General features: G+C 55.8%; 18 protein-coding genes and 2 pseudogenes. 16 read left to right on the forward strand and 4 right to left on the reverse strand.

Features of this window, described 5'->3' with window-relative positions; genetic code table 11:
* Window positions 1–13 precede the first annotated feature (13 nt).
* The 4 genes and pseudogenes from QMK51_RS11940 to QMK51_RS11955 form a co-directional block, all read left to right on the forward strand.
* Window positions 14–1456, forward strand: a complete 1443-nt coding sequence (locus QMK51_RS11940) for a hypothetical protein (protein ID WP_320394158.1) — start codon at window positions 14–16, stop codon at window positions 1454–1456.
* Between the two features lie 230 nt (window positions 1457–1686).
* A complete protein-coding gene (locus QMK51_RS11945) occupies window positions 1687–2643 on the forward strand; it encodes a cyclase family protein (RefSeq protein WP_320394159.1) in 957 nt (318 codons plus the stop codon).
* A gap of 50 nt (window positions 2644–2693) precedes the next feature.
* A pseudogene (locus QMK51_RS11950) lies at window positions 2694–3014 on the forward strand (hypothetical protein); the annotation flags it as partial.
* 32 nt (window positions 3015–3046) lie between these two features.
* Window positions 3047–3667: pseudogene (locus QMK51_RS11955) on the forward strand (S8 family serine peptidase); the annotation flags it as partial.
* Window positions 3668–3962: 295 nt separating this feature from the next.
* On the opposite strand, the gene QMK51_RS11960 reads toward QMK51_RS11955, so the two are convergent.
* Entirely contained in the window at window positions 3963–5354 is a 1392-nt protein-coding gene (locus tag QMK51_RS11960; protein ID WP_320394160.1) for an aldehyde dehydrogenase family protein, read from the reverse strand.
* A gap of 100 nt (window positions 5355–5454) precedes the next feature.
* Between QMK51_RS11960 and ptrR the strand changes: the two genes are divergently transcribed.
* From ptrR to QMK51_RS12015, 11 genes are all read left to right on the forward strand, one after another.
* Window positions 5455–6336, forward strand: a complete 882-nt coding sequence (gene ptrR, locus QMK51_RS11965; protein ID WP_320394161.1) for a putrescine utilization regulator PtrR — start codon at window positions 5455–5457, stop codon at window positions 6334–6336.
* 701 nt (window positions 6337–7037) lie between these two features.
* Window positions 7038–7865, forward strand: a complete 828-nt coding sequence (locus QMK51_RS11970) for a helix-turn-helix transcriptional regulator (RefSeq protein WP_320394162.1) — start codon at window positions 7038–7040, stop codon at window positions 7863–7865.
* Between the two features lie 222 nt (window positions 7866–8087).
* Window positions 8088–9632 (forward strand): ABC transporter substrate-binding protein, encoded by a 1545-nt coding sequence (locus QMK51_RS11975; RefSeq protein WP_320394163.1) that lies wholly within the window; start codon window positions 8088–8090, stop codon window positions 9630–9632.
* 178 nt (window positions 9633–9810) lie between these two features.
* Entirely contained in the window at window positions 9811–10827 is a 1017-nt protein-coding gene (locus tag QMK51_RS11980; RefSeq protein ID WP_024777129.1) for an ABC transporter permease, read from the forward strand.
* Entirely contained in the window at window positions 10824–11708 is an 885-nt protein-coding gene (locus tag QMK51_RS11985; RefSeq protein ID WP_024777130.1) for an ABC transporter permease, read from the forward strand. Before QMK51_RS11980 ends, QMK51_RS11985 begins: the two co-directional genes overlap by 4 nt.
* The gene (locus QMK51_RS11990; RefSeq protein ID WP_320394164.1) at window positions 11708–12739 is read left to right on the forward strand and encodes an ABC transporter ATP-binding protein; all 1032 of its coding nucleotides are present in this window, start codon (window positions 11708–11710) and stop codon (window positions 12737–12739) included. Before QMK51_RS11985 ends, QMK51_RS11990 begins: the two co-directional genes overlap by 1 nt.
* Window positions 12740–12763: 24 nt before the next feature.
* Window positions 12764–13720, forward strand: coding sequence for an ABC transporter ATP-binding protein (locus QMK51_RS11995; protein WP_095129303.1), 957 nt, complete (start codon window positions 12764–12766; stop codon window positions 13718–13720).
* A gap of 6 nt (window positions 13721–13726) precedes the next feature.
* Window positions 13727–14965 carry a serine hydrolase gene (locus tag QMK51_RS12000; protein ID WP_320394165.1) on the forward strand — a complete coding sequence of 413 codons (1239 nt, stop codon included), beginning with the start codon at window positions 13727–13729 and terminating at the stop codon, window positions 14963–14965.
* A 247-nt stretch (window positions 14966–15212) separates the two neighbouring features.
* On the forward strand, window positions 15213–16394 hold the full coding sequence (locus tag QMK51_RS12005) for a hypothetical protein (RefSeq protein WP_320394166.1): 1182 nt from the start codon (window positions 15213–15215) through the stop codon (window positions 16392–16394).
* A 262-nt stretch (window positions 16395–16656) separates the two neighbouring features.
* Window positions 16657–18030, forward strand: a complete 1374-nt coding sequence (locus QMK51_RS12010) for an aspartate aminotransferase family protein (RefSeq protein WP_320394167.1) — start codon at window positions 16657–16659, stop codon at window positions 18028–18030.
* 523 nt (window positions 18031–18553) lie between these two features.
* The gene (locus QMK51_RS12015; RefSeq protein WP_320394168.1) at window positions 18554–18853 is read left to right on the forward strand and encodes an Arm DNA-binding domain-containing protein; all 300 of its coding nucleotides are present in this window, start codon (window positions 18554–18556) and stop codon (window positions 18851–18853) included.
* 206 nt (window positions 18854–19059) lie between these two features.
* Here QMK51_RS12015 and QMK51_RS12020 read toward each other — a convergent pair whose 3' ends face one another.
* From QMK51_RS12020 to QMK51_RS12030, 3 genes are all read right to left on the reverse strand, one after another.
* The gene (locus QMK51_RS12020) at window positions 19060–19416 is read right to left on the reverse strand and encodes a type II toxin-antitoxin system RelE/ParE family toxin (protein WP_320394169.1); all 357 of its coding nucleotides are present in this window, start codon (window positions 19414–19416) and stop codon (window positions 19060–19062) included.
* 2 nt (window positions 19417–19418) lie between these two features.
* Complete coding sequence (locus tag QMK51_RS12025) at window positions 19419–19709, reverse strand: type II toxin-antitoxin system ParD family antitoxin (RefSeq protein WP_320394170.1); 291 nt, start codon at window positions 19707–19709, stop codon at window positions 19419–19421.
* Between the two features lie 203 nt (window positions 19710–19912).
* Entirely contained in the window at window positions 19913–20128 is a 216-nt protein-coding gene (locus QMK51_RS12030; RefSeq protein WP_242483632.1) for a hypothetical protein, read from the reverse strand.
* Between the two features lie 67 nt (window positions 20129–20195).
* Here QMK51_RS12030 and QMK51_RS12035 point away from each other — a divergent pair.
* Window positions 20196–21376 (forward strand): IS3 family transposase gene (locus QMK51_RS12035; protein WP_258696059.1). Its coding sequence is split into 2 segments (ribosomal slippage): window positions 20196–20460 and window positions 20460–21376, totalling 1182 coding nucleotides; the frame shifts between segments, so codons are not numbered across the junction.
* Window positions 21377–21390: the final 14 nt, after the last annotated feature.

Here is a 21390-nt window from a genome sequence, read left to right on the forward strand (position 1 = left end):
ACAGGTGAACTCAATGTCCGACACTACTGTGCAGCGGAGCGAAAGCCCGTACATCCCGCTGGGTCCTTTCAAGGTTCGGTTGCCGTTTATTCACTACAAAATCGAACTTCCGGACTACCTCCAAGGCTTGCTGATGTGTGCCGTGGATTTGGCCGCCATTCCGCTGATGACCGAACTGCTCGGCATGCCATTTGAGGTCGCGCTGGCCGTCGTGATGCTCAACGGCTTGCTTTACCTCGTGCACCATTTGCTCGGTGACCCGACCGTACCTGGCTGGATCACCCCGGCGGTACCACTGTTGATGGCTTACTGTGCTCAATTTCCAATTGGCCCGGAGCGTGTCCACGCTTTGATTGCCTTCCAGTTGATGTTGGGGATTTTTTCAATTGCCCTAGGGGCGACCGGGATGGCGAAGAAGGTTGTGGAATATGTGCCCTCGGCGATCAAGTCCGGGATTATCGTCGGTGCCGGCTTGAGTGCGGTGATCGCGGTGTTCCAGGTTGGCGGTAAATTCAATGTGCTGCCCTGGACCATTTCCATTGCGGTCGGCATCGCCTTCTATCTGATCTTCTCCCAGCACTTCAACGAACTGAAGCAGCGCAACCGCTTCTGGTGGAACTTCGCCAAACTGGGAATCTTGCCGATCATTCTGTTGGCGGTGGTGATTGCGCCGCTGTTCGGTGAGGCGCCATGGCCAACCATTCAGTGGGGCATCAGCAAACCGGATTTCGCCGGGCTGTGGAGCAACTACACCGTGTTCGGTCTGGGCATGCCGCCACTGTCGATGTTCATCTCCGCGCTGCCGACCATGCTGGCGGTGTACATCATTGTCTTCGGCGATGTGCTTAGTGCGAAATCGCTCCTCGATGAGGCAGAAACTGTCCGCACTGATGAAGTCGTCGACTACAACGCCGATCGCTCTCACCTGATCTTCGGCGCGCGTAATGCGTTCATGAGTATCTTTGGCCCGGATGTCGCCATGTGCGGCCCAAAATGGGCGGCGATGCTGGTGGTGGTGATCGAGCGTTTTAAAGGTGGGCCGAAAGCGATGAAGTCGATTATCGGCGGTGTCGGGTCGTTCCGTTGGGGGACCAACACCGGTCTGCTGTTGTTGCCGGTAGTGACTCTGGTACAGCCGATTCTCGGTGTTGCTCTGTCGCTGACGTTGCTAATCCAGGGTTATGTGAGTGTGCGTCTGGGCGTCCTTGAAGCTCGTAGCCAGCGCGACTTGGGTATCGCGGGCGTGATCGGCGCGGTACTGGCGATCAAGGGTGCGAGCTGGGCATTCGGGATTGGCGTTGTGTTGTGTTTGCTGATCTACGGCAAAAACTTCTTCAAGGGCGAGGTGGATGGGACATTTGCCAAGGATCTGAAGGCGGCGGATGCCAAGCCAGCCAAAGGTGCTGAGTCGCCCACGGCTACTAAGCGGGTAGCAGAAGAGGCTATGGCTGACTGACAGGTCTGAGTCGCTCAGTCTGACACCATTGCGGTGAGCTTCCTCCCACAGGTTTTGTATTGATCACGCCCTCTGTGATCAACAGTAATCCATTTGTGGGAGGAGTCACGGGCTAACTCCAGCCACGCCTTAGCCACAAATGAAAGTTCGCCTTGCCTTCGCCATGCGAGCATTAGTCACCCAGTCATTCAAAGCAAACAATAACCACCGCGACTTAAAAGGAAAAAATCATGACTACTGCAGTTCCTACGATGGAAGATTTTTTGAAGGACGCTCCTTCTAACTGGGGCAAGTGGGGACCGGAAGACGAAGTTGGCTCTCTGAATTACCTGACCGCGCAAGAAGTCATGCGCGGGGTGGCGCACATTAAGACGGGAAGTGTATTTACTTTACAGCGTATGATCGGTGATCCCGCAGGCGATCCGGTTTGGCCAGGCCGTACCCCGGCGGAACGTACTATGGTTCTCGATGAGTCAAGCTGGGACAATGATCATGGCCCATGTTATCCCGGCGGGTTGCACTACGCTGATGACAAGATCGACGCGTTCCTGCAAGGCTCCACGCAATATGATGCGCTTGGCCACCTCTGGTACGGCGGAAAAATATGGAACGGCTACGACGCGCGAACAACTGTGGGTGGCCTTGACAAGGCCAGTGTCGCACCTATCGGCGAGCGAGGAGTGGTCGGGCGCGGAGTATTACTGGATATGGCACGGCATCGTGGCAAGCGCATGCTGGATAAAGGTGAGACATTCACTCACTTAGATCTTGTGGCGTGCGCAGAGGCTCAGGGCCATACGATCGAGCCCCACGATATCCTGATTATCAGGACTAACTTCCTTCAAGCTTTCTATGAGCAGGGCGAGGCGTTTTACGACGGATTCTGCGAGCCAGGCCTTACATATTCGGAGGAGCTTGTTCGATGGTTCCATGAGAAGGAAATTCCAAACCTTGTCACCGATACCATCGCCAATGAGGTCACGACAGACCCAGTATCAGGTGTGGCTCTGCCACTACACTGCGCTTTGATGCGTAATCTTGGTATCGCCTTTACGGAGATCTGCGATCTGGAAAAGCTAGCTGAAAGTTGCGCTAAAGACAGGCAGTATACTTTCCTTTATGTGGCAGCCCCGCTAAAAGTACATCGCGCTGCCGGATCACCAGTCAATCCGGTAGTGATCAAATAGTCATTTAAGCTGGGGCAGGTTTATTCCTGCCTCAGCATAAGTGAAAGCCGCCGATTCTCGGTGTTGCTCTGTCGCTGACGTTGCTGATCCAGGGTTATGCGAGTGTGCGTCTGGGCATCCTTGAAGCTCGTTGCCAGCGTGACTTGGGTATCGCGGGCGTGATCGGCGCGGTACTGGCGATCAAGGGGGCGAGCAGGGCATTCGGGATTGGCGTTGTGTTGTGTTGCTGATCTACGGCAAAAACTTCTTCAAGGGCGAGGTGGATGGGACATTTGCCAAGGATCTGAAGGCGACGCATACCAAGGCCAGCCAACGGTGCTGAGTCGCCCACGGCTACTAAGCGGGTAGCAGAAGAGGCTATGGCTGACTGACAGGCCTGAGTCGCTCAGTCTGACACTCTCGCAGGATCTTCAACCTGTCGTTGGGCAACACCAACGCTCCTTACGACGGTACTCACATTCGGGGGGGCGTACATCCTCGATGTGCTGGCCAGAAAGCACAACGTCTTGTTCATCGTCTTTACTGGGAATTTCAGAGGGTCTGAGGATCCCGCGGTACCCGTCAACAGTTGGCGAGAGGAGTATCCTAAGTACCTCTTGCACGAGCAGAGCGCAATCATCGATCCAGCCCCACCGCTGAATGTTCTTACGGTAGGAAGTATCGCCCGCCACAACGCCACCTCGATAGCCAAAAATACCCAGAAATATCCCAGCTGACGCCAGCATCAGCTAGCCAACCATCGGCGTTTACCCGGCATGGTCCAACAGTCAGAGGAGCAGAGCTCGTGGCTCCTGGTAGTAATTTGGCCTGTCCAATGCGACAAGACCGTGGGCAGTGGAAGCCCGATATGCGTAGCCTCGGTGTGCTCAGATTCAACAATCAGTCCCAAGGTCACAGAATCTTCAAAGAGATCAGCGGCACCAGCTTCTCTACCCCTTTCGTAACCCATTTAGCCGGTCGGCTTCTTAACGAATACCCTTCGGCCTCGGCAAACCTACTCAGAGCAATGTTGGTCAACCACGCGTAGCTGGTGAATAGGCCAACGTCACGGTCAGCTCACGCGTAGCGAGAGCTGACTGGAGGAACGAGGCAGGCAACGGTAATTCGAAGAATTGGGTAGAGTCCCTTTCTATCTCTTCTTCGGATGTCAGAATCACGCAGTGGTCTGAGGATCGGAACAAGTCACTTTCGCTTACCTGGCCGTATCCACCAACTTCACGAAATTTTTTGCGATTTTTAGTCGGGGTATTATTTTTGTAAGCTGCAATGAGCTCTTTAGAAAACGTGGTTTCCAACGCACTCGGTCTTCGTCCATGCACTTAATGCCGATCCCGCCACACCGTCTGCGCGTTGCAGAATTCGCGTACCCCGAAGTGCGAAAGCTCGCGACCAAAACCGCTCTTCTTCACACCGCCGAAGGTGACGCGCGGATCGGAGGCGCAGTAACCATTGATAAATACACCACCGGTTTCCAGTTCACCGGCCATCTGTTGGGCACGTTCCACGTCGCCTGTATAAATCGTTGCGGCGAGGCCGAACTCACTGTCATTTGCCAGTGCCATGGCGTGGGTGGCATCGCGTGCGGTGATGATCGAAGCGACCGGGCCAAACAGTTCCTGCTTGAACGAGGTCATCTGGTCGGTGACATCAGCGAAAACCGTTGGCTCGTAGAAGTTACCGCTACCCTCGGTCTTCTTGCCACCCAGTAACAACGTAGCACCTTCCTCCAGAGTGTTGCGCACCTGCTGATCCAGTTCATCACGCAGATCAAAGCGAGCCATCGGGCCGATGTACGTGGCGGCGGCCAGTGGATCACCGACCACCAGTTTTTGCGTGGCTTCAACGAATTTGCGCGTGAATTCCTCGACAACGCCCTGCTCGACAATCAGGCGCTTGGCCGCCGCGCAGACTTGCCCGGTGTTCTGATAACGGCCAATCACGGCGGCTTTCACCGCATCGTCGAGGTCGGCATCGTTGAGCACGATAAAAGGGTCGGAGCCGCCCAGTTCCAAGACGCATTTTTTCAACGCCGCACCGGCCTGCGCGCCGATGGCCATGCCGGCTCGCACGCTGCCGGTGAGGGTGACGGCTGCAATGCGTGAGTCTTTGATCGCCGTGGAAACACCTTCCGGCGTGACGTTGATGACTTCGAAAGCCCCTTCAGGAAATTCGGCTTGCTGAAAGGCGTCCAGCAACAGGTAAGCGCTGCCCATCACGTTCGGCGCGTGTTTGAGCACGTAGGTGTTGCCGGCGAGCAATACCGGAACGGCGCCGCGCAGGACCTGCCATATCGGGAAGTTCCACGGCATCACCGCGAGAATCGGGCCGAGTGGGCGGTATTCAATGCGTGCTTTTCCGCCCTCAACCAATGTCGGTTCAGCGTTGAGCATGGCCGGGCCGTGTTCCGCGTACCAGTCGCAGAGCTGCGCACACTTTTCGATTTCGCCACGTGCTTGAGTGATCGGCTTCCCCATTTCCAGGGTGATCATGTTCGCCATTGTTTCTGCGTTGTTGCGCAAGACGTTGGCCAGGGCGATCAGCCGTTGCGCGCGTTGCGCAACCGGTGTGCCGCGCCAGACACGGAACCCGGCCGTGGCACGTGACAGTGCGGTTTGCAGCGCCGCTTCGGATTCAAAAGGGTAGTTACCGATCTGCTCGCCGTTGACGGGATTGATCGAAATGGCATGAGTGAGGCTGGAAATGTTGGTCATGGCATCGTCCTGCGGGGTGGGAATGCGTTCAGACTACGGTGGCTTTTGGTTTCTTAAAACTGAATAATACTGACCGTATCGTTCACGTATGGAGAATGACTTGGATCTGGTTCAGCTGGAGATTTTCAAAGCGGTCGCCGAGCACGGCAGCATCAGCGTCGCCGCTCAGCACATCCATCGTGTGCCGTCGAACCTGACGACGCGGATCAAACAGCTGGAACTGGACTTGGGCGTTGACCTGTTTATCCGCGAGAAAAGCCGCCTGCGGCTGTCGCCGGCCGGTTGGAGTTTTCTCGACTATGCCCGACGCATTCTCGATCTGGTCCAGGAGGCGCGCGCGACGGTTGCCGGGGAAGAGCCGCAAGGATCGTTTCCCCTGGGGTCGCTGGAGAGCACGGCGGCGGTGCGTATTCCTGAATTGTTGGCCGCCTATAACCAGAAGCACGCCAAGGTCGAACTGGCCCTGTCCACTGGTCCTTCCGGGACCATGATCGACGGAGTGCTATCGGGTCGATTGGCCGCTGCGTTTGTCGACGGGCCGGTGCTGCACCCGGCACTGGAGGGCGTGCCGGCATTCGAGGAAGAGATGGTGCTGATCGCGCCGCTCAACCATTTGCCGATCCACCGTGCGCAGGATGTGAACGGCGAAAACATCTACGCCTTTCACTCTAATTGCTCTTACCGACATCACTTTGAAAGGTGGTTCGCCAAGGATGCTGCGGTGCCCGGCAAGATTTTCGAAATGGAGTCCTATCACGGCATGCTGGCCTGTGTCAGCTCCGGTGCTGGCCTGGCGCTGATGCCGCGCAGCATGCTCGAAAGCATGCCGGGCTGCACCACGGTGAGTGTGTGGCCGTTGTCGGAGTCCTTTCGCTATTTGCGAACCTGGCTGGTGTGGCGCCGGGGGACGGTGTCGCAAAGCCTGACCATGTTCGTGCGTTTGCTCGAAGAACGATGCACAGCGTCGGGCCGACTGACTTGAGCGAATCGAACCGCCATCGATTAGCAGACTCAGCCCGGTCAGGTAGGATTCTATCTGGGGACCTTCAAGCAGTTAATCATGCAGGCGACCGCTTTGCTGTCGGGTCTATCATCGATAAAAAAACCGTCTCGATTCGGCATTTTTACGGCTGCCAATGTCGATGCATTGACGGTCGTATTGGCTTCAATCAGTTTGTTCATGTACAGGATGTAGCCGGTGACAGCGTATACCTGTTCGTTAGTCAACGACTGTGGCGCCTGGAAGGGCATTGCTCTGCGGATGGCCGGGAGTGGCGCATAGCAAACTGATATAGCAGCATTGAGGTAGCGTGCTTGTTTCGCGTTCGTGCCGCCTCGACCACATCGATTCATCAGGTTACAGGGAGGATATCGTGACCAAGAGCTCACGCGATGTTCAAGTGAGCAGTCGGCTCTTGGGTAGCCATAGTCGCGATTTACAAATATGCAGCCGATGGTAGTTCTACCGAGGCGTCAGGAATCGCTGGATAAGCTTGTGTATTTATTGAATATTTCCTCACCTAGTCGCTATGGTCGGGCTCAATGCTCGCTTCGATCACGGGTTGGCAATGCCGAGCTTCTGCGCCACTTTCAGGCACTGTCTTGCACTGAGCTTTTGAAACCGTGACCCCAAGCGACGATTAGTTCAGCATATTGTCAATCGTGGCGTTAGGAATACTCTTTATGGTCAGTTCCAGTTCATCCCAGTCGATGCAAGACTTTAGTCAAAACTTGCGCCTTCTCTGCGGATATTATAAGTCGGTGGCGAAGGTGTGCCGCTCCCTTGATATCAACCGCCAGCAGTTCAACAAATACTTGGGGGCGCAAGCGACTCCTTCGTCCTTTACACTGCGCAAGATCTGCGCTTTTTTTGGGGTGGATGAGGAGGAAATATTCTCCGAGCATGAATCCTTCCGCGCTCTGCTCAACAGGCAACGCACGGCGCGAGAGCCGGACAGTGCGGTACCAGCCGATTTTTTCCCGAGCTCCGCGCAGGCGTTGTCGAAGTACCAGGGTTACTACTTTGTCTATTTGATGTCGCCTGCCGCGCCGGGGGAGGTGATCAAGTCGATTACCCGCTTGACCCGCTCCGGCGAAAAGATCCTGAGTAAAACATACGAGCGGATGAGGTTGGGCGATGACCAGCTGAACAGTTTCGGCATCAATAAATATCGTGGGTTCTGCTTTGCCTCATCGGATCTGATTTACATCGTCGAGCGCGAGTACCTCTCGTCCCGGGGCTATATCTGGTCAGCGCTTTATCCCTCCTACCGCAGTCGTTTCCGTTTTCTCAACGGCTTGGTACTCGGCGTTTCGGGTGACAATTTCCGCCGTCCTTTTGGTGCCCATATTGTATTTGAGCACCTAGGCGAGTCGATCGACCTGCGTAACGCTCTCACCAGTTGCAGCTGTTTTCCGATTGATGCCCCTGAGATTCCTGACGAGGTGAGGTCGCGGCTGCTGGTACATCCATCAGAAGGTGAGTTCAACCTCGTCCCTCCGCTGTTTTAGTCTTTTTTTAAAATAGACGCTAGGTGACGCTTTAGGGCGTCACCTGGCGTTTTTTTATTCGTGCTCGCGAAATTGAGCTGGCTGTGCGTCAGATCAATAATGCCATACACCACTTAAAAGTCAGTTTCGTTAACGGCCAATCACATCATTCGTTCCGGTTGAATGAGTGCCTGTTTCTACAAGTGATCCGCTGCGCCCACCATAAAAATAAGAGGAACACCGATGAAGTTAAAAAGAACATTAATGGCGGGGTTGATGGCGCTGTCCGTTACCGCGCCGTTGACCAGTGGTTTGGTGTATGCGGCAAACAATACCTTGGTTGTCGCTGATCGAGCCTCTTTCAAGGATTGGGATCCTGCCTCGGCTTTTTCGGAGGAAGTGCGGGTACTTGGCAATATCTACGAGACATTAGTTGTATATAACGCGCCAGGCAGTGCAGAGGAGTTTTCCCCCAAGCTCGCCACGTCCTGGGAAAGCAGCGACAACGGCAAGACCTGGACCTTCAAGCTGCGGCACGGCGTTAAATTTCATGACGGTTCGGCCTTTAATGCTGCATCGGTCAAAAAGTCCATTGATTACGTCAAGCAGCTGAAACAGGGCGCTGCATTTGTATGGAACGGTCTGGATACCGTCGAGGCCCTCGCTGACGATACGGTAGTGCTCAAGTTTAAGAGTCCCACTCCAGCCAATCTGATCGCGGCAGGCCAGTATGCCGCTTACATCATTGCCCCGGCGGCGGTGGAGAAAGGGCATGACTGGATGATGGCTCCCAACGCCATCGGTACCGGTCCCTATAAGCTTGGGCAGGTCGAACAGGGCCAGCAAGTGGTGCTTGAGCGATTCGATGGCTACTGGGGAGGTTGGAAAGAAGGGCAATTTGATCGGGTCATCGTGAAGGTCGTGTCCGAAGCCTCGACCCGTACCCAGATGATCAAAAATGGCGAGGCCGGCGTCGCCTGGGATATCCCTCTTGATCAGCTCAAGGTGTTGGGAGAGGACCCCTCCATCAAGGTGAGCACCGCGCCTTCGTGGAAGAACTTCCAATTTTTGATCAATACCCAGAAGTACCCTACGAACAACCTGGCATTTCGTCAGGCGCTGCAATACCTCTGGGACTATGAAAGTGTCACCAAAGATATTTTGCATGGCTACGGCAGTGTTCCCAAGGGGCCTTTGCCCACCAGTATCTGGGGGCATGCCAGCGTGCCTATGGCCTCTTACGATCTGGATAAAGCCCGGCAATTGTTGGAAGCCTCCGGTGTACCTAAGCAGGACTGGAAGGTCTCGATGCAGTACATCAGTGGCATCTATGCAAACGCTGCAGAACTATTCCAGGCGACGGCGTCTCAGGTTGGCGTTGAGGTGGAGTTACTCCCCGGCGAGTGGGGTGTGATCTGGGATAAGGCAAAGAAGCTGGATACCGCTCCCAACATGCAATCTATGGCTTGGTGGCCGACGTATCCGACACCCAGCGATTGGCTTTTCAGTGAGTTCCATACAGAGAAAACCACGCTATTCAATCTGTCTCACTACAGCAACCCAAGCTTTGATCAGTTGATCGAAGAGGCGGCGGCGCTAGAAGGCAGTGATCGGGCCAAATCCACTGAAAAGTACGTGCAGGCCCAGCAGCTACTGGCCAAGGACGCTCCTGCGATCTGGTACGCCGACGTGCAGCAGATACGCGTCTCCCGCAAAGACATTAAGGGTATGGAAAAGAGCCTGAATCCTGCTTATGAGGCGATTCTCTATTACAACTTGAATCGCTGAATGCTGAGTCGTCCTTGATGAAATTGTACCTGTAACGCCTGATTTGCCATGTAAATCGATAACCAGGCAGTTAGTTAATTTGCCTGGTTATTCCCTCACGGGTTAACCCGCTTTTGGGATTTTTATGTTGGGCGTAAGAAGTCAGGGTCAAGTTTTTTAGCCACAAGGGGTATTCCAAATGGCGAAGTATATAGCTCAGCGATTGATAGTGATGTTCTTCATTCTTTTGGGAGTGTTGACCATCACCTTCGTTCTGAGCCGAGCTCTTCCGGGTTCCCCGGTAGAAATGATGCTGGGGAATCACCCCACGGTGGAGCAGATTGCCGTCGCACGGGAAAATCTGGGGTTGGATAAGCCTCTGCCGATCCAATACTTCAATTACATCGGCGATCTTCTCCGAGGTGATTTTGGCACTAGTCTGCGCACCGGGCGGCCGGTGGTGGAGGAAGTGGTCAGGCGGGTTGGCGCGACTTTTGAACTGACATTCCTGGCGATGTTCTGGGTGGTGGTGCTGGGGGTGCCGATCGGTGTCATCTCAGCGGCGCGGCAGAACTCTGTGGTCGACAATGTGGCACGAGCGGGGTCTATCGCCGGGACGGCGTTTCCAGTTTTCATCCTGGCCATGGGCTTGCAGTTGGTGTTCTACGGCAAGCTCAACTGGCTGCCCCTGCAAGGACGTATCGATGCTTCCATTCTTCTCGATAGCCCTTTTGAGCGTGTGACAGGCTTTTACCTGATCGACACTCTGCTGGCCGGTAATTTCGTAGCACTGTGGAGCGCCATCAAACACCTGACGCTACCCGTGCTCACCCTGGTCATCGTGACCTTGGCCACTGTCACCCGGATCACCCGAAACATGATGGTGGAGGTGCTATCCGAGGAGTACATCCGTACGGCCGTTTCTTACGGTGTACCCAAGTGGCGTATCCATTACGCCTATGCCCTGAAGGCGACAATGATTCCGCTCCTGACAGTGGTGGGCCTGACCTTCGGTTACCTGCTCGGTGGTGCGGTAGTCGTTGAGTTCATTTTCGATTGGCCTGGCCTGGGCGGCTTTGTGGTGTTTTCGATTGCCCAGAATGATTTCCCCGCTGTGATGGGAGCCACCCTGGTGCTGGCCACGACGTATCTGTCGATCAACCTGATCGTTGATCTCTTGTATCACCTTGTTGATCCGAGGTTGCGAGTCCAATGAGTATCCAAGACGTATCCCTGTCCATGCCCCCGCGAGCCCCATCATGGCGTATCAAGGCCCTGGCGTTTGCCAGCGATAACAAGTTGTTTGTATTCGGCGCGCTGTTATTGCTGCTGATCATCCTGGCGGCAGTCTTCGCCCCCTGGCTTGCACCTTATGAGCCGAACAAGATTGTCTTTTCCCAGAAATTGCTGGCACCCAACTGGGCACACTGGATGGGCACCGACGAGTTTGGTCGCGACATTCTTTCACGGGTGCTTTATGGCGCACGCACCTCGCTGATCATCGGAGTGAGCGTGACTCTGATTGCGATGCTGATCGGGATTCCGATTGGGCTTGTTTCCGGTTACTTCGGTGGTCGAGTTGATACGCTGCTGATGCGTTTCTCAGATGTGTTTCTGGCCTTTCCGCCGCTGTTGTTGCCGATCGCTATCACCGCTGCGCTGGGATCGGGATTGGCCAACGCCATGTTAGCGCTCGCTGTCTCTTGGTTTCCCTGGTACGCGAGGATCATGCGCGGTGCGGTAGTGCGGGTTCGTTCAGAAACCTATATCCATGCCGCCCGTTCCATGGGTGTCAGTCACGGCCGTATCTTGCTTCGCCATGTACTGCCCAATGCCACCACGCCTGTGATCGTGCAGGGCTCCATGGACTTTGGTTACACCATTCTCGCCGCTGCCTCGCTGAGCTTTATCGGGCTGGGGGCCAAGCCGCCCATGATCGAATGGGGGCTGATGGCCGCAGCGTCGCGCTCGCAGTTACTCGAGAATCCCTGGACGGTGCTGTTTCCCGGAGTGGCGATTTTTGTCCTGGTGCTGGCCGTCAACCTAGTAGGTGACGGGCTGCGCGATGTGCTTGATCCAAAGAAGGGGACGCGCTGATGATCGACGAATCCTTGCAATATTCTGCTATCGAGAGTTTCGCCGCTTCGAATAACGACGCAGCTCAAGACCTGGTGCTGGAAGTGGAAGGGCTGACGGTGTCCTTCCCTGGTTTGTTCAAGACCGTAAAGGCCGTACGCGGCATCGACCTTAAGGTAAGGCGCGGCGAGATCCTCGGGTTGGTGGGGGAGTCGGGCTCGGGCAAGTCTATGACGGCCATGTCCTGCCTTGGATTGATGCCTGAGGCCGCTCGGCTGGGAGGCAGTGTCAGGGTCGCCGGACAGCAGGTCAACGGCGCGTCGGCGTCGCAGCTGGCGGTTTTGCGTGGCGGTGGCGCGGCGATGATCTTCCAGAATCCGATGAAGGCGCTCAACCCGTTCTTCACCATCGGGCGGCAGATGTTCGATGTCATCGGCTGCCATCGGCAACTGAGTAAGGCACAAATCCGCGCCGAGGCGCTGAGCTCGCTGGAAGCGGTGAGCATGCCCGACCCCCCTCTGGCGCTAGCCAAGTATCCGCACCAGATGTCTGGCGGTCAGTTGCAGCGAGTGGTGATTGCCATGGCGCTGGCCTGTCGGCCGAAACTGCTGATCGCCGATGAGCCGACCACGGCGCTGGACGTCACCGTGCAGGCGCAGATCATCGCTCTGCTGCGCAAGCTGGCACGGGAGCAGGACCTGGCGATTCTGTTTATCACCCACAACCTGGGGGTAGTGGCTTCGCTCTGTGACCGGGTGGCGGTGATGTATGCCGGCGAAGTGGTGGAGAGCGGTCCGGTGGGCGAGGTGTTCAAGCGACCTGCACACCCCTACACCCTGAAGTTGATGGGCACCGTGCCCAAGTTGGGGCAGGGACCCCAAGCCCTGGGCTTCATCCCGGGGCAGGTGCCGAACATGGCGGATCCCCCGGCTGGCTGTGCCTTCAACCCACGTTGTGAACGCGCCACCGGACGCTGCAATCACGCTGCGCCGAGGGTTGTCATCGGCAAGGAGCACTGGGCAGCTTGCCACAACATATTGGTCAAGGTGTGAGGCTTCTTTGAAAGGTAAACGGCTATGAATAACAACAAACAGCCCGCATTGTTGAGCGTCAATCAGTTGCACAAGACCTACGCCAGCCGCGATGGCCTGGTGACGGCCATTGACCACATCAGCCTGGAGGTGCAGGTCGGTGAGACGGTCGCGCTGGTGGGGGAATCCGGTTGTGGCAAAAGTACGGTGGCCGCGACCTTGCTCGGTCTGCTGCCAGCCGATAGTGGGCAAATTCTGGTCGAAGGTCGGCCGCTGCCCACTGATGCCAGGGCGCGGGGCAGGAGCTTGAGTATGGTGTTCCAGAACCCGTACGCCTCGCTGAACCCGAAAATGACGATCAAGGCGATTGTTGCCGAGCCGCTGAAGGTTGCCTTTGGTTTGCGCGGTAGCGCCTTGCACGCGCGCATTCTCGCGCTGCTGGGAAATGTAGGGATGGGCGAGGAGCACATGGAGCGCTATCCCCATGAATTCTCCGGTGGCCAGTTGCAGCGTATCGCTATCGCCCGGGCCCTGGCGCTGGAGTCAAAACTGCTGATCCTCGATGAGCCTACGGCGGCGCTCGACGTGTCGGTCCAGGCCCAGGTGCTGCAACTGCTCAAGACGCTGCAGACCGACAATGGCCTGAGCTACCTGTTTATCAGCCACGACCTTGCGACGGTCGAGTATCTGGCGCAGCAGGTGCTGGTGATGTACTTGGGGCGCATCGTCGAGGCCGGGCCGGTGGAGCAGGTGTTTGGCCGACCGCGTCATCCCTACACGCGTGCGCTGCTCAATTCAGTGCCCTCCATCGACCCGGAGCGCCGTGACCAGTTGCAAATCCTGAGTGGCGAGATCCCCAGCCCCTTGAATCGGCCTGCCGGGTGCCACTTCGCGCCCCGTTGCCCGCGGGCCACTGAACGTTGTCGCCGAGAGGTGCCAGCCGAGACCCAGGATCACGGCCACCGCTTTTCTTGCCACCACCCTCTGAACGATGAGAGCTGAACCCCTATGTACAATAAAAAAGACATGACCGCTCCCGGCATTGGTTATCAGGACCTAAGTTTGATGCAGGGCTATCCGCCGTCCCGGGAAAAGCAAGTCGGCCTGCATAATTGGGACAGTCCGCCCTATAACCGCTGGTCGTTCCAGCACATGAGCCAGTTGTTTCCGGTGGCCGCTATTCATCGTAGTCCCGGGCCGGTCACCGAACTCGAGCGCAACGAACGCTCACTGGACGACGTACGTTTCCAGCGGGTCGACGGCGGACAAACCGATCTGGCGACTTTCTTGACCGATAGCTACACCGATGGTTTTTTAGTGCTCCACCGAGGCAAGGTGGTTTCGGAGCAGTATTTCAACGGTATGCAGCCGCACACGTTGCATCTGTTGCAATCGGTATCCAAGACCGTCGTCGGTAGCCTGGTCGGCAGATTGATCGGCCAGGGCAGAATCGATCCCCAAGCGCGTGTCAGCGACTATGTGCCCGAGCTTTCGGCAAGCGGTTATGGCGACGCCCGGGTACAGGATCTTCTGGATATGCGCACGGGAGTGAGATTCAGGGAGGACTACACCGATCCGGATGCTGAATTCATCCAGTTGGATATCGCCTCCGGTTGGCGTGAACGGGGAGAGCTAAAGTCGCCTGACAGCATTTATGGTTTGTTGAAGTCGCTGAGTAAAGATCGTGAACATGGCCAGTTCTTTGAGTATCGCTCAGTGGATACCGACGTGTTGGCCTGGGTCTGTGAGCGGGCCTGCGGCGAGCGGCTCCCCGTTTTACTGAGCCGGGAGATCTGGTCAAGACTGGGGGCAGAACAAGACGCGAATATCACCCTCGATTGCGTTGGAACGGCATTGGCCGATGGCGGGATGAGCGCCACGCTGCGTGATCTGGGGCGCTTTGCCCAGATGTATCTGCAGAGGGGACGTTTCAACGGCCAACAGATTGTTCCAGAGGAATTTGTGCGCGCATGCGGCCGTGGTTCCACACCGGCTTTTGAAGTCCTCTATGGCTTCTATGTCAAACACTTTCCTAACGGCGCCTATAGCAATCAGTGCTGGGTGCTGGACAGTGAACAGGGTACCTATTCGGCGCGCGGAGTATTTGGGCAGAGTATCTATTGGGATCCGGCTTCTGAAGTGACAATCGTAAAACTTTCCAGTTGGCCGGACTTTATCAATGCAGAGTGGACGTTGAATACCTTCCGTGCTTGTGCCGCTGTGGTTGAAGAACTGCAACGCAGCTGACGCGGGAGTGTGAATGACCGCGGCTTGTCAGGCACTTCCCAGCCTTGGTGAAGAGGTGCCATGTGCAGGCTCGGCATAGCTACACCCAGACCCGGCTGACCGCCGGCGGCTGACCCTCCCGGCCCTAACTTGGACGCTGTTTGCAGCCTTCGTTCTGGTGGGCCCTACCCCTTTCATCCAGACCGCGCTTTTGCCGTGGCCGGGATGAGTGTTGCCAACAATAAAATAAACAAGAGACGGAGCGACCATGAACTTGAACACCACCCGGGCCTTGCGCTCATTGACCCCGCTGGCGCTGTTGGGGGCCCTTTCCACCCCCGCGATGGCGATCCAGGTCACCGACAACCTCGATCTCGGCGGTGCCGTCCGAGCGCGTTGGGACTATGACCCGGATCGCGACATCCAGAAGTTCAACTTTGACACCGCGATCCTGAGCGCCAAGTACAACTCCGACACCTGGATCGGCGAGGCCAAGTACCGTTTCTACGGTCGAGCCTACCCTTACCAGTACACAAAGAATGTCGGTGACGTCCAGTTCGCCGAATTGGCGTGGATCGGCTACAAGTTCAACCCCGACCAGCAGGTCCAGGTCGGCCTGAACCAGCTGCCGTTCGGTTTGCAGCCGTACTTCGGCAGCACGTTCTACCAAACCCTGGGCAGCGTCGTGGGACTGGAAGACGTGGAAGAAGTCGGCGCCAAGTACATCCAGCAAAGCGGCGACTGGAATATTCAGGCCGGTTACTACCTGCGCCCGGCCTGGCAGGGCAAAGGCACCAGCAACGGTGAAACCTACTCCACTGTGGTCTCCGAAGCGGACAGCTATGTCACCGACGGCAGCAACAACCAGGAACGCAACACAGTGGTCCTGCGGGTGGCCAAGGCGCTGGACCTGGGGCCGTGGAAGTCCGAAGTCGGGATCTCCGGCCTGACCTCGTCCCTGGAGAACCGCGACACCAACAACGATGGTCGACGCAATGCCATGGCGGTGCACTACATCGGCAAAAACGGCCCGTGGGGCGTGCAACTGCAAGCCGCGCGACAGCAGATGTCCCCGCGCAACCCCGGCACCGATGAATTGGTGACTTTCGGCGGTTACGACGGCACCTTCAACGTTGCCAGTCGCGGCAACTTGTACGTGGCGGATGTGAGCTACGACGTCAGCGGCAAGTACCTGTTCGATCAGATCAGCGGTGTGAAGCTGTACGCCAACTACAGCGCCTTCGATAAATCCGCCGACGATTTCAATACCTCGCAACGGATGATTTTCGGCACCTCGTTCTCCTTCAGCAAACTGTGGATCGCCACGGAATGGTTGTACGGCAAGAATGATCCGGTCATCGGTGGCAGCAGCCTCACCCAGAGTCTGGGGGCTGGTGGTAGTAACCAGTGGGAAAACCAGTTGTACATGAACATCGGGTATTACTTCTGATCCGGGTTTTTTGGCAACAGCCCTAAAGTCCTCTTCGCGAGGGGGCTCGCCCACAGGTTTAGCGCATAACCTGTAGGCGAGCCTGAATTGGTCAAGTAAGTCCGGACACCGATTACGGTGTTTATGTCGCTTTTTGCTCCTTGGCTATTGGCGACAGGTAGTTGTTGTAGCTGTGGAGCCTGGTGCGGTTGCCTGGGTATTTAATTTGGGTTTCTACACGGCCCTTGGTTTAACGAATCCTCTCTCACTTCGAGGCAAAATCATGACGGATTTGCTTGCACAAAAAGATGTTAAAAATCACCTCCATCCATATACGGATGCTCGACTTCATGAGGCGGATGGTCCCCTCATTATCGAGCGTGGAGAAGGAGTTCATGTTTATGACAATCAAAATAAGCGATACATCGAGGCGATGTCAGGGCTATGGAGTGTAGCGCTTGGTTTCAGCAACCAGCGGCTGATCGAGGCTGCCGAAAAGCAGCTACGTATACTGCCGTTCTATCATGTGTTTTCCAGTAAGGCACACCGTCCCAGCATCGAGCTCGCCGAAAAATTGGTGGAGATGGCTCCGGTGCCGATGAGCAAAGTGTTTTTCACCAACTCCGGCTCTGAGGCAAACGACACAGTAGTTAAGCTTTTATGGTACCGGAACAATGCTCTGGGGAAGCCCGCCAAGAAAAAGTTCATCAGTCGGCAGAACGCATATCACGGTATCACTACCGTAAGTGCGAGCCTCACTGGGCTGCCGGCAAATCAGCGCGGTTTTGACGTTCCCCTGCCGGGCTTCCTGCATGTCAGCTGCCCGCACTTTTACCGATATGGTCGAGCAGGTGAAACAGAAGAACAGTTCGCCGATCGCCTCGCCCGAGAACTGGATGATCTGATCATCAAGGAAGGCCCTGAGACGGTCGCAGCGTTTTATGGCGAACCGCTGATGGGAGCGGGGGGTGTGATCATTCCGCCGAAGACGTACTGGGAAAAGATCCAAAAGGTGTGCCGCAAGCATGACGTCTTGATTGTCGCGGACGAGGTCATCTGTGGTTTCGGTCGAACCGGCAATATGTTCGGTTGCGAGACCTTTGATATCGAACCAGACGTCATGGTGGTATCCAAACAGCTGTCGTCCTCCTATCAGCCCATTGCAGCCATATTGATTAACGACGCTGTTTACCAAGACATTGCCGACCAAAGCCATTCGATCGGCACGTTAGGGCATGGCTTCACTGGTAGCGGGCACCCGGTAGCTACTGCAGTTGCCCTGGAGAATCTTAAAATTATCGAAGAGGAGGGCCTGGTTCAGCATGCTGCTGAAATGGGGATTATCCTTCGCAAGGGGCTTCAGCAGTTTGCTGATCATCCTATGGTTGGAGAGGTTCGTGGTGTGGGGTTGATTGCTGCCGTTGAGTTGGTAGCCGACCGGCACACAAAAGAGCCTTTTGAGGCTGTTGGCAGACTCGGGCGGTATCTGTCCTCTCAGACCCAGGAGCGTGGCATGATCAACCGAGCCATGGGAGATGCATTGGCATTCTGTCCTCCGTTGATCTCAACGGAGAAGGATATCAATGAAATCCTTGGGGTTTTTGCGTCTTCTCTGGATGCGACACAGCACTGGTACCTCAAACACACTGCACAGTAGTTAACGCCACTCACTCCAGGCAGAGCCGGAATGCGGAGTCCTCCGGCCTGCCGCTTCGTACTCGCTTTAGGACTCGTCTCGAATTGGTCCTACGCAATTGATACCGTCGGCCGGACGACTGCTCTTCCGAGTGGCTGTAGGTAGAGTTCGCAAGCATGGCTTGGAGTCATCTTTTTTTTGCTCTTGATACACCCTGAAAACAAGTCCAGAATCAAGTTCATTCCTGCAGCAGGAATAAAAGAAAACCCTTAGATTTCAATGGGTAGGGCGCTAGGTGCGAGTCTCGTTTCCCGCTCCAATTATTGTTCTACAGGCTTCTATTGAAGTCTGCAGAAACTGAAAAAAGAGGCTTCGGCCTCTTTTTTAGTTCCAGTAAGCTCCACTCGAAAACACCACCATCCACGTTTTCTTAGTACATTTTTTAGTACATTAATCCGGTGCTTGGTAGATCACTTTTCCGTGGGACTCGCCTCTCTGGAAACCGTACAAATCTCCTCTATTCAAACGAGACGGAGATTGTACGATGGCTCTCACCAATGCAGCAGTCCGGCACGCCAAACCCCGCGCCAAGGACTACACCCTCCCTGACTACAACGGCCTCGCCCTTTTCGTGAATACGAAAGGCGCCAAGTGCTGGCACTTCCGCTTTTCCTGGGCGGATAAGCAACCCCGTATTTCTCTCGGTACCTATCCTGAAATTAGCTTACGAGATGCTCGTGCTCTGCGTGATGAAACGAGGGCACTGGTCGCTAGGGGCATCGATCCGCGTGTCCATAGGCAGATGGAGCGTGATGCCAGGCGCCTGGCCACGGAAAACGCCTAAGAAGCGGTTGTTCAGCATTGAAAAGTGGTGCGCAAAGTTGAACATCGCGTTTCTGGTCGTGGGGTCTCGGGTCCGGTCGGGCCAGAACCTCCCGCTTCAATTGGCCGTCGAGTCGGCTGGCAGCGAGGGCGCTCAGGTTGCGATGTAAAGGGGGCGCCTTACCTTCGCTGTTTATGGCCAGTTAAGCCTTTGGGCTAGGTCGGTGATCAGTCGTTGGGCAGGTGCAGTTGCACTTCCATTGCGTCATGCAGGAGTCGGACGACCTCGATCACGTCGTCGTTTGCCACGCGATAGAACACGACATGGCGCGGGCTTTTGACCGTTCCATGGGGGTGTTTAGCCTGCTGGCGTGAGTAAATGAGGTGATAGCTGCGAAGGCCCGGTGCAAGCTCATCGCGGTCGTGGCTGCCAGTGCGATAGGGCGTGTCGGCGATAGCTTGTAATGCGGAGAGGATCAGCGCCTGATAGCGCTGGCGTGCTTGATCGCCGAACTGCGTCTGGGAGAGCCTGAGGATGTCGACAATGTCGGCGCGCGCCGCGTTGGAAATCCGATATTGCGGCATGCTCAGTGTTTCTCACGCGCGGGGAGGGTGGCCTCCAGGCTCAAGCCCTCGAGGTAGTGCTCCAGATCCCCTTCGTTCAACTGCGTGAAGTGCCCGAGCTCAAGATCCATGATGCCGATCGAGGTCGCCTGACGCAGGGCCTCAATTTTGGCGGTGTCTTCGGCGACGCGCTGCTCCAATAGACGCAAACCTTCTCGCATCACTTCGCTGGCATTCTGATAACGGCCGGACTGCACCAGGTCATGGATAACCTGTTCCTGGTGAGGGGTGAGCACAACGTTTCGCGTCGCCATAATTAGCTCCAGCTCAGGGCAAACAGGTTTTTTCGATCATTGGCATATTATGCCATTACGCTTGAAAAAGCATAATTTGGGGTTTGAATCTGACGAGCTGGAGCCTAAGGTTGATCAGCACTGCAGGATAGTGCGTGCTGATTCGGGAAGCGGGAGCCGCGCGACAGAGAGTTTTTGAAGGAAGGAGGTCGGAACCACCTTGATTAGGGTGGCCGTTGGGTCCTCAGCTTGGGCAAGCCCTGTTTGATGTGTCCGGCGTTCTCACCGATCGTGTGAAGCGCTCCGCGGACATTGTCGCCAGTGTCCGTCGCACCCTGGCGCTCAACCCTCAAGGTCAACTCCATCACGGCCGCCTCTAAGGCGAGCTGATTTTGGTACAGACGCTCAAGGACATCAGGTAATGAATATTCAGTGGGCATTGTTGCAGTGGTCTAATTTCCCCGGACACCTCGATAGGTGGAGAATGCATCTATCGAGGATTTTTTCATGACTGGCAAACGCAGAACATTCGACGACAGCTTCAAACTGCAAGTGGTAAAGATGATCAAGGACCAGGGACTGGCCGTTCCGCAGGTCTGCCGCGACCTGAATATTGGTGAGACCGCCGTCCGGCGCTGGGTGCAGCAGTACGAGGCTGAACAGCTGGGAGATGTCGGAATCGGCAAACCGTTGACTGCTGAGCAACAACGTATCCGGCAGTTGGAGCAGGAAAATCGCCAGCTCAAGATGGATAACGATGTATTAAAAAAGGCTACCGCCTTCTTTGCCCGCGAGCTGAAGTAACGTATCGCTTGGTTCGGCAGCTGCAACAGAAGGCTTATTCGGTGGCGCATGTCTGTCGGCTGCTGGGCATCAGTCGATCCGGGTTCTACGAAGCCAACAAGCGTGCTGAAGTGCCAACATCAATTTGTCCCATGGCTCTGCAACTCAAGGCATCGTTTGCCGCAAGTGGCGGCTGTTATGGCAGTCGTCCGTTGCGTAAAGTGTTGCACGCCAAGGGCATGGAAATAGGCCTTTATAAAATTCGTCGCTTGATGCGTGCCAACGGTCTGCGTTCGGCTTGGAAGCGTAAGTTTGTGCATACGACAGATAGCAACCACGACCTGCCGATTGCTGAAAATGTGTTGAATCGCCAATTTGAACCCGACGCAGTAAACAAAGCTTGGGTGGCAGACATTACCTACATCCGGACCCGAAGCGGCTGGTTATACCTGGCCGTGGTGCTGGACTTGTTCTCACGCAAGATAGTCGGCTGGTCCATGGCCCCGAACATGCCGGCTGAGCTGGTGTGTAGTGCAATGCAGCTGGCGATTGCTCAACGTCAACCACCACCGGGTCTGGTCGCCCACTCGGATCGTGGCAGCCAATACGCGAGCGCAAGCTACAGAGCGCTGTTGGCAAGAAATGAAATGCAGCAAAGCATGAGCCGTAAAGGTAATTGCTGGGACAACTCAGTGATGGAGCGCTTCTTCCTGAGTTTGAAAATGGAGCGGGTATGGCGGCGCGATTACGCCAACCACGCCGAAGCGATACGTGACATCACTGAATACATCGTTGGGTTTTACAACAACGAGCGGCTGCACTCGAAACTGGGATATCTGCCACCGACCGTTTACGAACGGGCAATGGCGTCTAAACCTCCTATCGAGGTGTCCGGAATTAGTTGACCACTACATTGTTT

The organism is Pseudomonas sp. P9_31 (genome assembly GCF_034008235.1).
Taxonomy (GTDB): domain Bacteria; phylum Pseudomonadota; class Gammaproteobacteria; order Pseudomonadales; family Pseudomonadaceae; genus Aquipseudomonas.

What these genes read in the sequence shown, in the direction of transcription:
- QMK51_RS12020 (WP_320394169.1), bottom strand. Translation starts at nt 19,416, where the DNA reads ATGCCGCAATATCGGATTTCCAACGCGGCGCGCGCCGACATTGTCGAC.
- QMK51_RS11985 (WP_024777130.1), top strand. Translation starts at nt 10,824, where the DNA reads ATGAGTATCCAAGACGTATCCCTGTCCATGCCCCCGCGAGCCCCATCA.
- QMK51_RS12015 (WP_320394168.1), top strand. Translation starts at nt 18,554, where the DNA reads ATGGCTCTCACCAATGCAGCAGTCCGGCACGCCAAACCCCGCGCCAAG.
- QMK51_RS12030 (WP_242483632.1), bottom strand. Translation starts at nt 20,128, where the DNA reads ATGCCCACTGAATATTCATTACCTGATGTCCTTGAGCGTCTGTACCAA.
- QMK51_RS12025 (WP_320394170.1), bottom strand. Translation starts at nt 19,709, where the DNA reads ATGGCGACGCGAAACGTTGTGCTCACCCCTCACCAGGAACAGGTTATC.
- QMK51_RS11995 (WP_095129303.1), top strand. Translation starts at nt 12,764, where the DNA reads ATGAATAACAACAAACAGCCCGCATTGTTGAGCGTCAATCAGTTGCAC.
- QMK51_RS11975 (WP_320394163.1), top strand. Translation starts at nt 8,088, where the DNA reads ATGAAGTTAAAAAGAACATTAATGGCGGGGTTGATGGCGCTGTCCGTT.
- QMK51_RS11980 (WP_024777129.1), top strand. Translation starts at nt 9,811, where the DNA reads ATGGCGAAGTATATAGCTCAGCGATTGATAGTGATGTTCTTCATTCTT.
- QMK51_RS11970 (WP_320394162.1), top strand. Translation starts at nt 7,038, where the DNA reads ATGGTCAGTTCCAGTTCATCCCAGTCGATGCAAGACTTTAGTCAAAAC.
- QMK51_RS12010 (WP_320394167.1), top strand. Translation starts at nt 16,657, where the DNA reads ATGACGGATTTGCTTGCACAAAAAGATGTTAAAAATCACCTCCATCCA.
- QMK51_RS12005 (WP_320394166.1), top strand. Translation starts at nt 15,213, where the DNA reads ATGAACTTGAACACCACCCGGGCCTTGCGCTCATTGACCCCGCTGGCG.
- QMK51_RS12000 (WP_320394165.1), top strand. Translation starts at nt 13,727, where the DNA reads ATGTACAATAAAAAAGACATGACCGCTCCCGGCATTGGTTATCAGGAC.
- QMK51_RS11990 (WP_320394164.1), top strand. Translation starts at nt 11,708, where the DNA reads ATGATCGACGAATCCTTGCAATATTCTGCTATCGAGAGTTTCGCCGCT.
- QMK51_RS11945 (WP_320394159.1), top strand. Translation starts at nt 1,687, where the DNA reads ATGACTACTGCAGTTCCTACGATGGAAGATTTTTTGAAGGACGCTCCT.
- QMK51_RS11940 (WP_320394158.1), top strand. Translation starts at nt 14, where the DNA reads ATGTCCGACACTACTGTGCAGCGGAGCGAAAGCCCGTACATCCCGCTG.
- QMK51_RS11960 (WP_320394160.1), bottom strand. Translation starts at nt 5,354, where the DNA reads ATGACCAACATTTCCAGCCTCACTCATGCCATTTCGATCAATCCCGTC.